The organism is Citrobacter sedlakii NBRC 105722 (assembly GCF_000759835.1).
Classification (GTDB): domain Bacteria; phylum Pseudomonadota; class Gammaproteobacteria; order Enterobacterales; family Enterobacteriaceae; genus Citrobacter_A; species Citrobacter_A sedlakii.
Genome location: NZ_BBNB01000012.1, coordinates 198,205 through 211,854, shown reverse-complemented (window position 1 = coordinate 211,854; position 13,650 = coordinate 198,205). Strand labels below are relative to the sequence as shown.

The following is a 13,650-nucleotide window of genomic DNA, read 5'->3' as shown; positions in this document are numbered from 1 at the left end:
CCGGTTTGACGTAGATTAGGCTTTTTCTTTTAAATCAGCAGTCAGCAGTTCACGAACGAAGTTATCCGTTTTCTCTGCCGCAGGCGCTTTGCGGTCATACGTTCTGGGAAAAACAGCAATGGTCTTTCCCTGCCAGGGAATAAACCAGTAAACACCGTCATCCGGCGACAGGTAATCTCTGATGGATTCCTCTTTATGGAAGACCCAACGCACGGCGTTGTTCTGACTTCCTGAAATATCCTGTGCGGTGTGCTCGAATTTAATGCCTTCCGTCTGATCTTTCGCCATTTTCAGACGCTGCAGGATAAATGCTTTTGGCGACGTATCTGACGGTAATATCTGAACCAGGAAACTGTCTGGATTTTTTTCGGAGGAATACAGGAGATAATCCGTCCCTGCATACTCCAGTATTGTCTGGGCAGTGAGTAAGGGAAAAATCAATCCATCATCTTTATTTTCTCTTATCGCCCCGTGCGCGGTGTCTACGCTCCACTGCTGGCTATCGCCAATGACGCCGGCTGCCTGGATATATTTCGCCAGAAGCTCATAACCGTCTTTCCCTTCTTCAAAACGTAATGCACTGAGCGCTGAGTAGAATAAAATTTTTTCGTAATCCCAGTCGTTATGAGTATAGGGGAACTGCGCCCGCGCTTTTTCGAACGCCTGACTGGCATCGGCATACTTTCCCTTACGATAATCCGCGAGGCCTGTAATGCTGTAAAATTTTTGATATTCAGCCGGGAATGCGGCGATCTGTAACCCTTTCTGCGCGATGATCCTGGCTTTGTCCCAGTTCTCATCAGGAGCATCAGGCGCGGACAGTCCTACCCCAAGAGGATACAATTCAGCTTCAATCGAGCGCATCGTTTGCTGGTGATAGAGTTTTGGCGGATTATCCCATTTAATCTGTGCAAACAAATCAGCAATCGACTTTATTGCGGCCTGGCTGTCGCTTTCAGGAATTTTCGCTTTTATGGTGACCCGCCAGTCACCTTGCTTAATTTTCCATGTGACGGAAATTTGTTCCTCTGCTGCTACAACAAATTTCTGCTGGAGATTTTTATCCACCGGGAAATCTGGTATCTGGCCGATATCTGTTACGGGCGGCGCAACGTTTTTATCCTCAGGTGATACCCTTGAGTCTTCTTTTTCGACTTCATTATAGGTCATCGTGAAGCGAATTTTTCCACCGGATGATAATATGTAGGTCAGGTCTGTCGGGTAATCCCGGGTTTCACCCGAGTCAATATCAACCAGCAACCATTTCTTTGCGTTAATAACAGGGAAGCGCATATTAGCCACCCGCCAGGACAGTTGGTTATTTTTTTCGTCTATGTGCCAAAGATCAGGTGAGATTTTTTTACCTCCTTCGCCGGAATACACACGTTTAATTAAAAGGATGGCATCCGTTTGTTTTTCTGCGAACCAGGCATATTTAGCGGCAGAAATTAAAAATCCTTTAATGAAATCATCATATTCTGCCAGCGGTAGCGCATTTTCGAACAGGCTCTGTGCTTCAGCGTAGCGGTGTTTTTTTTCCAACAGCCATGCCAGGGTATCCAGTTCTGCTGACAACTCATAGTGGTTAATGTCACAGCTTACCTTCATTTTTTCCAGACTGGACAGTAGCGCCCGCTGTGCAGTAATAAAATCTCCCTGCTGAATTAATCCCATTGCTTCCTTGTAGCTGTCGAGTTGCTGGCGACGTATCAGATATTGTTGCTCTTGGTCGTAATAGGGTAGCTTTTGGCACAGTTCATATCGTTCAACAGGAGATGAGGTGGCTGCGGCAAACGTTGGCGCGACAAAGGAACAAACCAGAGCGAATAAAACGTGCCTGTTAGTTAGAAACATCATTACGTTCTCCAGAAACTGACGACGATGCAGGGGCAGAGTACTGTGCCAGTTGTTTGGCAAATTTATCCAGCTCGGGCAATACCGCGTTGTCCTTGTTATCGACCACCGCAAGGATCGCGCCATAACCGCTCTGGTAAGGAAACGTCCAGTAGATCAGTGATTTTTCTGTTTTTTCGCTACCGCTGTACCATTTGACCGACCACTTTGTCGCCATTTTCTTCTGTCCCTGTAAACTAAAGGGATAGGTTGTTTTATGCAGGTCTTTGTCCGCTATAGTTATTTTTTGTCGATCTTCTTCCTGAAGGCGTTTGACTTTAGCTTTGATAATGTTCGGCACATTGACTTCAGACAACTCCGTCAACCCGGCGGAAAACTCAGTCGAATAGCCATATTTTGCTGCAGAATAAACAACGGTTCCTTCGATATACGTGAATGCTGAGGCATGGAAAATGCCGACGTTAAAGGGAAAGCGTAACTGGCTTTTTTTGTTGAATATTTCTGGGATAACAGGATCAAAAACCCAATGGCTATCCATTGGCGAATGCCTTAATGATTGTTTCACCAGTTCGGTATAGGTCTTCTTTTTCGTCCGGTAAGCAATGTCCGTCAGGTACATCAGAAGCGCTTGCGAACCATAGTTATCTTCGGTTTGAGTCGTTATGGTTTGCGAATAAGCGGCGCGAGCATATTGAAGATATGACCAGGCTTTCTCCAGTTTATTTTGCCGGTATGAATGGATACCGAGAATGGCGTTGACTCTTGCTTTTTCAAGCGGGAATTTTGCCGCCGGAAGCAGTAAGTTTGCCTGTCGGGCAGCGTTATTCCATTCGGCCGTGGTACGGTACGTTGTTTTTGTCAGTGTATCCAGTTCTTTCTGAATGGGGGGAAGCGTGTCTGCCTGCGGCCATTTTATTTTTGTAAACAGTGAAGACAGTTGCTGAAGGGCATTTTCGCTGTGCGCTGTCTGAAATGTTGCCTGAACCGCCATTTCCCACGATCCTCGCGTTATTTGCCATATTGCCGTCGTCACGCTATCCCCGGCGACGCTATAACGTTGAGCTGATTTTATTTGTTTAATATTTTCGCCTGGGAAATCGGGTAATTTTGCCGAAAGCTCAGCATCCTCTGCTGTTGTATAAAGCCAGGGTCGTTTTATCTGCGTTGTTTTTACTGAATGCTCAGTGTCATTAGATCCCCGGTAGTGGAGCGTTATGTCAGCGGAAACATAGTTGTCTGCGACGTTATAGATCCCATCGCCATTGTTAGTAAAACGAATCACTGACGCGCCATCACGTTGACCGGTAGAATATATTTTTGCCAGCGTCCAGCGCCCGGCGGTTAACGGCACCGTCAGATGGGCAAGAGCATAATTTAACTGATTATTCTCATCATCCAGTTGCCACATCTCAGCGAGGAGGTTTTTGATGGAAAGATACGTTTTAATGAACTGCTGTGCTTCACTTTCTTTACCAGCCAGCATCGCTTGCGTGGTCGCTTTACGAATAAAACGCTGTTGCTGATCAACATTGGCGGTCGCCTCTGCCGCTTTTTTATTTAATTCAATGGCTTTTTCATACTGAGCGGTTTCATCCAGCGCCTGCGTGAGGCGCCATACTACCGCATTCGCGTCTTCGAAATTAGCACAGGATGCATGCAGTTCATTCCAGACGCTGTCGACGAAATTCCCGACGGATTCTTTGTTACCGGTTTTAACCACATCCGGTAATTGATTCATCAGTGAGGTAATTTGTGTCGAAGGGGATTGCTGACTGATAGAGAAATCACAGCGATTATTTTCTGCGGCAACCACATTGTGACTTATCATTAATGATAAAACAGGTAAAACAAACTTCAATAAAGTATTTGCCATGACATTATCTCTTTGGCAATGGTAAAACTATCGGTTAGGGAATGTTCTAACCGATTCGTTGAGAAAATTAGTTAAGGGTTTTATCTGTTTCCGCGATCAGTGCGTGCAGATAAGGTTTGGCATTTTCATCATTTTTACCCGGAATTCGCACAATGTAGGGTTTGCCGGTAATCGATGAAGAGGAGGCGACTTTATCAATGAATTGTTCTGCGGTATCAATACGGTTGCGGGTATTCCCCAGCTTCAGGCGCAGGTGGGATACTGCTTCATCACAATTATGTGAATCGCCGTTTCTCACGAAGATTAAATCCTTTTTTTGCGCCAGTGCATCAAGCATGGCGCTGATGCGTGCCTCTTCATGGGCATTCAGCTTCGCCCAGACCGGAAGAGTTAACAGGAGAGCAAATAGCGTACAGGCGATTCTTTTCATTCCACTTTTCCTTGCGATGAGAAATCCTTCGTTGTTCTGACAAGGCGTCCTGCGTTTAGTTGCACCCGCGACCGGGGTAATTTTCTGAATGTGCTTGCAGAAGTTTATCCAGAAATCGCCACAGCGTTTCATTCATTTCCTGGTAATTCCATTCGCGCATTTCCTTTACCGAACGGATGAACGTTTTCCCTGCGGCTTCCGCCAGCTCCTGTTGGGAGTGCCTAATCAATCCTTCGACGGACTCGGCGGTAAATTCCATGTGGCACTGGAAGCCGTAAATGAAATGACCAAACTGCACAATTTGTCGCGGACAGCCTTTACTCTCCGCAATGACGGTCGCCTGATCGGTTAATCCCGGCATATCGTTATGCCAGTGACCGACACTCAGTGGAGAATCAAAGTGAGAGAAAAACGGATGCTCTTTGCCTGCAGCGGTCAGCGTAATAGGGAAATGACCGATCTCTTTTTCCGGGCTTTTGCAGACCTTTGCGCCCAATGCTTCGCCAATCAATTGCGCGCCAAGACAGATGCCCACCACAATACGTCCGGCGCTTATCGCCTGATTAATGAGATGCTGTTCCGCCAGCGAGTCAAAGTACGGACATTCTGCAAGCGTTGTTCGCGGCGACTGGGGGCCGCCAAATACAACCAGCATGTCAAAGCCGTCCGCGTTCTTCGGCACGGGCTCTCCGGCATAAACGCGAGACCATGAGAGGGTATAGCCCCGTTGTTCTGCCCATGGCAGATAGGCGCCGGTGGATTCAAATGATTCGTGAACAACAAAATGTACTCGCACGCTCTTCTCCTGTTAGCCATTCAGCGCCTGATAAATATCAGCCGCCAGGGTGTTGATATCGCTGTCGCTCAGTGTCGACAGCGTGATACGCAGACCGTGTGCAGGTTCGTTCACGCCAAACGCCTCACCTTCGCGCACCAGCCAGCCTGATTTTGCCAGCATAAAAGCGGTTTTCTGACTGATGTCCTTCAGTGGCAGCCACAGATTCAGACCGTCGCCCGGCGGTACGGCCAGGCCATGCTGACCCAGCGCCCCGGCCAGCTTTTGCTGGCGGGACGCATAAAACTGCCGGGTATGGTTCAGTGAACGCTGAAAATCACTGTCGTTCAGGCAGGCAGAAGCGAGATCCTGAAGTAGATGACTGACCCACTGGCTGCCCGCGTTCAGGCGCAGGCGCAGTTTCTGCGACGTCAGCGGATCGCTGGAAACGATGGCGAGACGCAGGTCCGGGCCGAGCGTTTTCGACATTGAACGCACCACCGCCCAGCGCAGGGTTTCCGCGGCGATAACCGGATGCCAGGCTGATGTCGAGAGCAGGGCGAAATGATCGTCGACAATGACTAACACCTGCGGATAGCGGGCAAGTATGTTTTGTAACGCGGCGGCACGCGTGGCGCTCAGGCTGCATCCGGTTGGATTATGCGCGCGTGGGGTAATAATCACCGCGCGTGCGCCCAGGCGTAAAGCCTGCTCCAGCATGTCCGGTTGCATGCCTTCCTCGTCAACGCGAACGGGCGTGGCGCGAAAACCGCTGTAGCGCAGCATATTAATGCTGCTCAGAAAGCACGGATCTTCCACCGCCACGCTGTCGCCCGGCAGCAGGTGGGCGCTCAGAAGGCGTTCAATGGCATCAATGGCGCCGCTGGTAATATCAATTTCGCCTTCGGCAGGGGTGGCATCCTTCATCCATGTTTGCGCCCACTGTTGTAACGCGGGCGATAACGCTTCATCGCCGTACAAGCGGTGAGTATGCGTGAGCGTTTTTAGATAGCGTCCCAGCTCGGGCAGACGATCCGCTGCGGGATTGCCGCCGGAAAGATCGACAAGCGGAGTGTGCGGATCGCTTCCTTCCAGCGCAACTGGCGCAGAGGCGCCATTTATCACCGTGCCGTTGCGCCCCTGACTCAGCGCCAGCCCGGAGATGACCAGCCGTTTGTAGGCCGCAGCGACAGTATTTCGGTTGACGTTCAGCGCCTGGGCCAGTTCGCGCACGGGAGGTAAGGTATCCCCCGAACGTAACGCTCCGCTGGTGATATGCTGGCGGATACTGTCAAAGATTTCGCTGGCGGTTTTTCCGTCGATCATTATTGACCTATGACAAAATGAATTTTAGCATATGACGATAATAGTGAGGCGCCAGCCCGCTGTCCAGTGAGAGGAGATGTTTATGGCGCAGGAGAATGATATACAGTCAGTGCTTTTTAGCGATAGCCATCGGGCGTTACAAACCGACATCGTCGCCGTTCAGTCACAGGTGGTGTACGGCAGCGTGGGTAACAGCATCGCGGTGCCGGCTATTAAGGCAAAAGGTTTGCGCGTCACGGCGGTACCTACGGTGCTGTTCAGTAATACGCCGCATTACGAGACGTTTTATGGCGGCATTATTCCTGCCGACTGGTTTAACGGCTATTTACAGGCGCTGAGTGAGCGCGACGCCCTGCGCGAGCTGAAGGCGGTGACCACCGGTTACATGGGCAGCGCAGAGCAAATCGTCCTGTTGGCGCAATGGTTGCAGAACGTGCGCCAGCACCACCCCAATATCACCATTTTGGTTGATCCGGTGATAGGGGACGTGGACAGCGGTATGTATGTGAAAGCGGAAATCCCGGAGGCTTACCGGCAGCATCTGCTGCCAGTGGCGCATGGGCTGACGCCAAATGTCTTTGAACTGCACATGCTGAGCGGCAAACCGTGCGGTACGCTTGACGAGGCAGTGATTGCGGCGAGGTCGCTGCTCACCGATACGCTGAAGTGGATTGTAATCACCAGTGCTCCCGGACAAAACCGTGACGCTATCAACGTGGCGGTGGTGACGGCTGAATCGGTGGATATTATTGAACATCCACGGGTAGAAACCGACCTGAAAGGCACTGGCGATCTGTTCTGTGCGGAGCTGGTGAGCGGCATTGTACGTGACATGACGTTAACCCGAGCCACGCAACTGGCGGCAGAAAGGGTGCTGGACGTCATGATGTGGACCCAACAATGCGGCTGCGACGAATTAATACTGCCGCCGACAGGGGAGGCGCAATGAAAAGTTATCGCTTAGTGGTTCGTCAACAAGGGCGGGTGGTCGGTCATTTCGACACCAGTGGAGTGGATGCGCTGGCGGATATTTGCGTGGCGCGCGCCATGTTTGGCGTTGCGGGAGGGTATCAGTGCGAATTGCTGGTCGCAGACGCCGAAAAACGGATGCTGGAAAGTGGACCGGACGGCATGAAAATCCTGATGCGCGAGAAGTGCTATCGTCCGGTCACCGCCACGCTGCTGAAAAGGTGAAATTGACGGATAAAAAAATAGCGCCGGAAGGCGCTATTTTTCACTGCGGCAAGAATTACTTCTTGATGCGGATAACCGGAGTTTCACCCACGGTCACGCTACCGGACAGTTTGGTCAGTTCTTTGATCTCGTCCATGTTGGAGATGACGACCGGCGTCAGAGTGGACTTGGCTTTTTCTTCCAGCAGCGGCAGATCGAATTCGATGACCGGGTCACCCACTTTCACGCGCTGGCCTTCTTCCGCGATACGCTTGAAGCCTTCGCCTTTCAGCTCAACGGTGTCGATACCGAAGTGAACGAACAGCTCGATACCGCTATCGGATTCGATAGAGAACGCATGGTTGGTTTCAAAGATTTTGCCGATGGTACCGTCAACAGGCGCGACCATTTTGTTACCGGTTGGTTTGATGGCGATACCATCACCAACGATTTTTTCCGCAAAAACTACATCCGGCACGTCTTCGATGTTGACGATCTCGCCAGAGAGCGGAGCAACAATCTCAATAGTTCCGGTGTCTTTCTTATCATCAGAAACCAGAGATTTCAGTTTATCAAACAAACCCATGATCTTCTCCTAAGCAGTAAATTGGGCCGCATCTCGTGGATTAGCAGATTGTTTTTTCTTCAATGAACTTGTTAACCAGCGTCATTAACTCGTCCGTTGTCGGTTGAGCAAGAGCCTGCTCTGCTAACACCTTCGCATCTTCGAAGTTCGTGTTACGGATAATCTTCTTAATGCGCGGGATAGAAATGGCGCTCATAGAGAATTCGTCCAGACCCATCCCCAGCAACAGAAGTGTAGCACGTTCGTCGCCTGCAAGCTCACCACACATGCCAGTCCATTTACCTTCTGCATGAGAAGCATCAATAACTTGCTTGATCAAGTTCAGCACGGACGGTGACATTGGCTGGTAAAGATGTGAAATCATATCATTACCACGGTCAACTGCCAGCGTGTACTGCGTTAAATCATTGGTGCCGATACTAAAGAAATCAACTTCTTTGGCTAAATGACGCGCAATCGTCGCCGCAGCCGGTGTTTCCACCATCACGCCAATCTCGATTGCTTCGTCAAATGCTTTACCTTCGTCACGCAGTTCCTGTTTGTAGATTTCGATCTCTTTCTTCAGTGCGCGCACTTCTTCAACAGAGATGATCATCGGGAACATAATGCGCAGTTTACCGAAAGCGGACGCGCGCAGGATAGCGCGAACCTGGTCACGCAGGATCTCTTTGCGATCCATGGCGATACGCACAGCGCGCCAGCCCAGGAACGGGTTCTCTTCTTTCGGGAAATTCATGTACGGCAGCTCTTTGTCGCCGCCGATGTCCATAGTACGCACGATAACTGCCTGAGAGCCGCAGGCTTCAGCAACAGCTTTGTACGCCGCAAACTGTTCTTCTTCAGTCGGTAGCGCGTCGCGGTCCATAAACAGGAATTCAGTACGATACAGGCCAACGCCTTCGGCGCCGTTACGCTCTGCGCCTTCGACGTCACGTACGGTACCGATGTTTGCGCACACTTCAACCTGATGGCCATCCAGGGTGATTGCCGGCAGATCTTTCAGTTTCGCCAGTTCCGCTTTCTCGGTGGCAACCTGTTCCTGCACGGCGCGCAGTTTTTCAATTTCTTCGTTAGTCGGGTTGACGTAAACCTGGTTGTTTACGGCATCCAGAATCAGATAGTCGTCGTTTTTAACCTGAGAGGTAACGCTGCCGGTACCCACGATAGCAGGCAGTTCAAGAGAACGCGCCATGATTGAGGTGTGGGAGGTACGGCCGCCCGCGTCGGTGATGAAACCCAGCACTTTTTGCAGGTTCAGCTGTGCGGTTTCGGACGGGGTCAGGTCAGCGGCAACCAGGATAACCTCGTCTTTGATTGCGCTCAGGTCGATGATCGCCAAACCCAGGATGTTGCGCAGCAGGCGCTTACCGATATCACGCACATCAGCCGCACGTTCTTTCAGGTATTCATCATCCAGTTCTTCCAGGGCAGTGGCCTGACCTTCGATAACTTCATGCGCAGCTGCGTCAGCCGTCATGTGCTTATCTTTAATCAGGGCTATGATTTCCTGCTCCAGCTCCTCATCTTCGAGCAGCATGATATGCCCTTCGAAGATGGCTTCTTTTTCTTCACCGAACGTTTCACCAGCTTTGGTTTTGATCGCTTCTAATTGCGCAGATGCCTTGGCACGACCGCTCAGAAAACGTTCAACTTCCTGATCAACCTTGTCGGCAGAAACTTTTTTCCGGTCAATGACGATTTCGTCTTCTTTCAGCAAAAGTGCCTTGCCGAAAGCGATACCCGGGGATGCTAAAATGCCTGAAATCATAACCCTACCTTACTTGTGACTGATTTTTAAAAGAACCCGGAAAAACTTATTCCAGTTCCGCCATCAGCTTGACCAGATGTTCAACCGCTTTCTGCTCGTCTTCACCTTCCGCAGAAATGGTGACAACGGTGCCCTGAGTCAGACCCAGAGTTTGCAGTTTGAACAGGCTTTTTGCGCTTGCGCTTTTGCCGTTGGAAGTCACAGTAATCTCAGACGTGAAGCCTTTCGCTTCTTTAACAAACTGAGCAGCAGGGCGGGTATGCAGACCGTTCGGAGCGGTAATGGTAACTTCTTGCTGGAACATTGTATTTCCCCAACTTATAGGTTTAGTGTTGTGGAACTAAAGTCTAGCCTGGCGGTTCGACTTTAGCCTGTATTGTTAGTGCCGACGTAAACGGACGCGACACACCAGGTGTTATACGCAATCCGTTGCAGGCAACTTCTGGCCGCTGACGTTTCGCTCGTCATTAAACATTATGCCGCGAAATCAAGAATTGAACCAAATCATAAAATCGATTCAGCAGGGAGTTTTCCTGTAACGATTAATTTCGCGCTTCAAAATAATTAGTCAGGTTAAATACCAGACCCAACGGGGTGAATCAATGCCAGGTGGGGTGAAAGTTTGAAGCAGGCCACAAAAAAGCACCTGAAAAGGTGCTTTTTTACGCGTTTTTAACAAGCTGGCATCACTGTTGCAGTTCTTTCTCAGTAAAGAGATCGGCAAACAATGCGGTGCTCAGATAACGCTCACCCGAGGACGGTAGGATAACCACAATATTCTTATTGGTAAAGGTTTCATCTTCCTGCAATTTAAGCGCGGCAGCGACGGCTGCGCCGGAGGAGATGCCCGCCAGAATCCCTTCTTCTTCCATCAGACGGCGTGCGGTAGAAATCGCCTCTTCATTGGTGATGCCAATGACTTTATCAATCAGTTTGAGATCAAGGTTGCCTGGAATAAAGCCCGCGCCGATGCCCTGAATTTTGTGCGGGCCTGGCTTCAACTCTTCGCCAGCCAGGGCCTGCGCGATAACCGGAGAATCAGTCGGTTCGACGGCGACCGTGATGAGGTCTGCTTTACCCTTTGTGCCTTTGATGTAGCGGGATACGCCAGTCAGCGTACCGCCTGTACCCACGCCAGAAATAAATACATCCACCTGACCATCGGTATCTTCCCAGATTTCCGGGCCGGTGGTTTTTTCATGTATCTCCGGGTTCGCCGGGTTGCTGAACTGCTGAAGTAGCAGGTATTTCGCCGGATCGCTGGCGACAATCTCTTCCGCTTTCTGAATCGCGCCCTTCATGCCTTTCGCGCCTTCGGTCAGCACCAGATTCGCACCCAGCGCTTTCAGCAGCTTGCGGCGCTCGATGCTCATCGTTTCCGGCATGGTTAGCGTCAGCTTATAGCCGCGCGCGGCAGCGACGTAAGCCAGTGCGATACCGGTGTTGCCGCTGGTCGGCTCAACCAGTTCCACGCCCGGTTTCAGTACGCCGCGTTTTTCGGCATCCCAAATCATATTGGCACCGATACGGCACTTCACGCTGAAGCTCGGGTTACGTGACTCCACCTTCGCCAGAATGCGTCCGTTACCGATGCGGTTCAGTCGAACCAGCGGCGTATGACCGATAGTCAGCGAGTTATCTTCAAAAATCTTACTCATGGCCTGTCCTTAACTGTATGAAATTGGGATACCTTCCCAGCATACCCGTCAGACGGATAGGGGGAAGTAAGGATTTCGCATATCTATATGCTATGAGGAAATAATGACGATCAGTATGGAATAAGAAACGGCATATACCAGCGGCTGGCGTCTCATCTTTACATTATTTCCACAAGGCATGCTTCGCGCGATAGCAATCGACCCACATCGCCGTTGCGCCGCACACTGCAACCGGCATGATAAAAAGATTCAGCACCGGGATAAGGGTAAACAGGCTGGTGAGCGCGCCAAACTGCATATTGGTGACCTTGCGCGCGCGCAGGGCAGAACGCATCTCTTTAAACGGCACTTTATGGTTATCGAAAGGATAATCGCAATACTGGATCGCCAGCATCCAGGCACTGAACAAGAACCAGAGCACCGGGGCGACAGTTTGACCAATACCGGGAATGAAATAGAGGATCAGCAGGACGATGGCGCGCGGTAAATACCAGGCGAATTTTTGCCATTCGCGTTTCATGATGCGCGGCAGATCTTTCATGATGCCCAGCACGCCAGTATCTGGCGGCGTGGCCCCGGTCAGACGCGCTTCCAGCTGTTCCGCCAACAGACCGTTAAACGGTGCGGCAATCCAGTTGGCGACCGTCGAAAAGAAATAGCCAAAGACCAACACCACCGAGATCACGGCGATCGGCCAGAGCAGATAACTCAGCCACTGCAGCCAGTCCGGGACATGCCGCATTAACGACGGGATCCAGGCATCCAGTTGGGTAAACAGCCACCAGAAGGCGCTGCCCATCAGCACGATATTGACCAGCAGGGGCAAAATAACAAAACGGCGGATCCCGGGTTGCGAGACCAGCTTCCACCCCTGAGCGAAGTAGTACACACCGCTGCGTGGTGCGGTGACGGATGATGACACCATAGTCAGGACAGACTCCTTTTAGTATTAGTCCTAAGTGAACCCGGGTATCTTACCGGGTAATTGCGCTCAGGACAGTTCGGAAATGTTCGAAAAAACAGCAAAAAGCACGATTTCCTTCATCTTTATGCCGGGAAAGCTAAGAGTACACTTGCACTTGACGTAATCGGCAAATACTCTTAGTGAGTAAATGTTTGCCGTGGTGGCAAGGTGTTAGAACAACAGAGAATATAATGATGCAGGATTTGCGTCTGATATTAATCATTGTTGGCGCGATCGCCATAATCGCTTTACTGGTACATGGTTTCTGGACCAGCCGTAAAGAACGATCTTCTATGTTCCGCGATCGTCCACTGAAACGCATGAAATCAAAACGCGACGATGAGCCGTTTGACGACGATATCGACGCTGACGAAGGCGTGGGTGAAGTTCGTGTTCACCGCGTGAATCATGCCCCCGGCAGCCCGCAGGAGCATGAAGCCCCTCGCCAGTCGCCGCAACACCAGTACCAGCCGCCTTATGCGTCTGCGCAGCCGCGTCAGCCGGTCGCGCCGCCGCCTGACGCGACGGTGCCGCCGCAGCACGCTCCGCGTCCGGTACAGCCGGTTCAGCCGCAGCCTGCCCCGCAGCAACCCATTCAGCCGCAGGCCGCGCCGCAACAACCTGCGCCTGAGGCGCAGCAAACTGCCGCGCCTCAGGTACAGCCCGTTCAGCAGCCCGCTTCGCCAGCGCCGCAGGCGGCCTCGCAAGCATTCCAGCCGGCTGAGCCAGTAGCAGAGCCGCAACCAGAACCGGTGGTAGAAGAAACGCCGACCCCTGCGCCAGAAAAACCGCAGCGTAAAGAAGCGGTAATCATCATGAACGTTGCCGCTCATCACGGTAGCGAACTGAATGGCGACGTCCTGCTCAACAGTATCCAGCAAGCGGGCTTCAAATTCGGCGACATGAATATCTTCCACCGCCACCTGAGTCCCGACGGCAGTGGTCCGGCGTTGTTCAGCCTGGCGAATATGGTTAATCCGGGGACGTTTGACCCGGAAATGACCGACTTCACCACGCCAGGCGTGACCATTTTCATGCAGGTGCCGTCTTATGGCGACGAACTGCAAAACTTTAAGCTGATGCTTCAATCTGCGCAGCATATCGCTGATGAAGTGGGTGGCGTAGTGCTGGATGACCAGCGCCGGATGATGACGCCGCAAAAACTGCGTGAGTATCAGGACCGCATCCGCGAAGTGAAAGACGCTAACGCCTGATACACTAAAGGCACGACACATACTTTTCT

13 protein-coding genes are annotated in these 13,650 nt (G+C 51.3%); 3 read left to right on the top strand and 10 right to left on the bottom strand.

Annotated elements, in window-relative coordinates; genetic code table 11:
• Positions 1-15: 15 nt before the first annotated feature.
• The 5 genes from CSE01S_RS16805 to ptsJ form a co-directional block, all read right to left on the bottom strand.
• Positions 16-1,857, bottom strand: coding sequence for a tetratricopeptide repeat protein (locus CSE01S_RS16805; protein ID WP_148365432.1), 1,842 nt, complete (start codon positions 1,855-1,857; stop codon positions 16-18).
• The gene (locus CSE01S_RS16800; RefSeq protein WP_148365430.1) at positions 1,841-3,727 is read right to left on the bottom strand and encodes a hypothetical protein; all 1,887 of its coding nucleotides are present in this window, start codon (positions 3,725-3,727) and stop codon (positions 1,841-1,843) included. The genes CSE01S_RS16805 and CSE01S_RS16800 overlap by 17 nt, the downstream gene beginning before the upstream one ends.
• A 67-nt stretch (positions 3,728-3,794) precedes the next feature.
• Positions 3,795-4,157, bottom strand: a complete 363-nt coding sequence (locus CSE01S_RS16795) for a YfeK family protein (protein ID WP_042290841.1) — start codon at positions 4,155-4,157, stop codon at positions 3,795-3,797.
• A gap of 55 nt (positions 4,158-4,212) precedes the next feature.
• The gene (locus tag CSE01S_RS16790) at positions 4,213-4,953 is read right to left on the bottom strand and encodes a type 1 glutamine amidotransferase (protein WP_042290839.1); all 741 of its coding nucleotides are present in this window, start codon (positions 4,951-4,953) and stop codon (positions 4,213-4,215) included.
• 12 nt (positions 4,954-4,965) lie between these two features.
• Entirely contained in the window at positions 4,966-6,258 is a 1,293-nt protein-coding gene (ptsJ, locus tag CSE01S_RS16785; protein ID WP_042290838.1) for a MocR-like B6 salvage transcription factor PtsJ, read from the bottom strand.
• An 82-nt stretch (positions 6,259-6,340) separates the two neighbouring features.
• Here ptsJ and pdxK point away from each other — a divergent pair, with 82 nt between their 5' ends.
• Together pdxK and CSE01S_RS16775 are read left to right on the top strand one after the other, a co-directional pair.
• Entirely contained in the window at positions 6,341-7,207 is an 867-nt protein-coding gene (gene pdxK, locus CSE01S_RS16780; protein ID WP_042290837.1) for a pyridoxine/pyridoxal/pyridoxamine kinase, read from the top strand.
• The gene (locus tag CSE01S_RS16775) at positions 7,204-7,452 is read left to right on the top strand and encodes a hypothetical protein (RefSeq protein ID WP_042290835.1); all 249 of its coding nucleotides are present in this window, start codon (positions 7,204-7,206) and stop codon (positions 7,450-7,452) included. Before pdxK ends, CSE01S_RS16775 begins: the two co-directional genes overlap by 4 nt.
• A 55-nt stretch (positions 7,453-7,507) precedes the next feature.
• Here the strand turns inward: CSE01S_RS16775 and crr are convergent, their stop codons facing one another.
• The 5 genes from crr to cysZ all read right to left on the bottom strand — a co-directional run bounded on the left by crr (position 7,508) and on the right by cysZ (position 12,368).
• A complete protein-coding gene (crr, locus tag CSE01S_RS16770; protein WP_042290834.1) occupies positions 7,508-8,017 on the bottom strand; it encodes a PTS glucose transporter subunit IIA in 510 nt (169 codons plus the stop codon).
• 40 nt (positions 8,018-8,057) lie between these two features.
• Positions 8,058-9,785 (bottom strand): phosphoenolpyruvate-protein phosphotransferase PtsI, encoded by a 1,728-nt coding sequence (ptsI, locus tag CSE01S_RS16765; RefSeq protein WP_042290832.1) that lies wholly within the window; start codon positions 9,783-9,785, stop codon positions 8,058-8,060.
• A 46-nt stretch (positions 9,786-9,831) separates the two neighbouring features.
• A complete protein-coding gene (gene ptsH, locus CSE01S_RS16760; RefSeq protein ID WP_000487600.1) occupies positions 9,832-10,089 on the bottom strand; it encodes a phosphocarrier protein Hpr in 258 nt (85 codons plus the stop codon).
• Positions 10,090-10,471: 382 nt separating this feature from the next.
• Complete coding sequence (gene cysK, locus CSE01S_RS16750) at positions 10,472-11,443, bottom strand: cysteine synthase A (protein ID WP_042290830.1); 972 nt, start codon at positions 11,441-11,443, stop codon at positions 10,472-10,474.
• Between the two features lie 163 nt (positions 11,444-11,606).
• The gene (gene cysZ, locus CSE01S_RS16745; RefSeq protein ID WP_042290828.1) at positions 11,607-12,368 is read right to left on the bottom strand and encodes a sulfate transporter CysZ; all 762 of its coding nucleotides are present in this window, start codon (positions 12,366-12,368) and stop codon (positions 11,607-11,609) included.
• A gap of 230 nt (positions 12,369-12,598) precedes the next feature.
• Here cysZ and zipA point away from each other — a divergent pair, with 230 nt between their 5' ends.
• Positions 12,599-13,621: a cell division protein ZipA gene (gene zipA, locus CSE01S_RS16740; protein ID WP_042290827.1), complete on the top strand. Its 1,023-nt coding sequence runs from the start codon at positions 12,599-12,601 to the stop codon at positions 13,619-13,621.
• Positions 13,622-13,650: the final 29 nt, after the last annotated feature.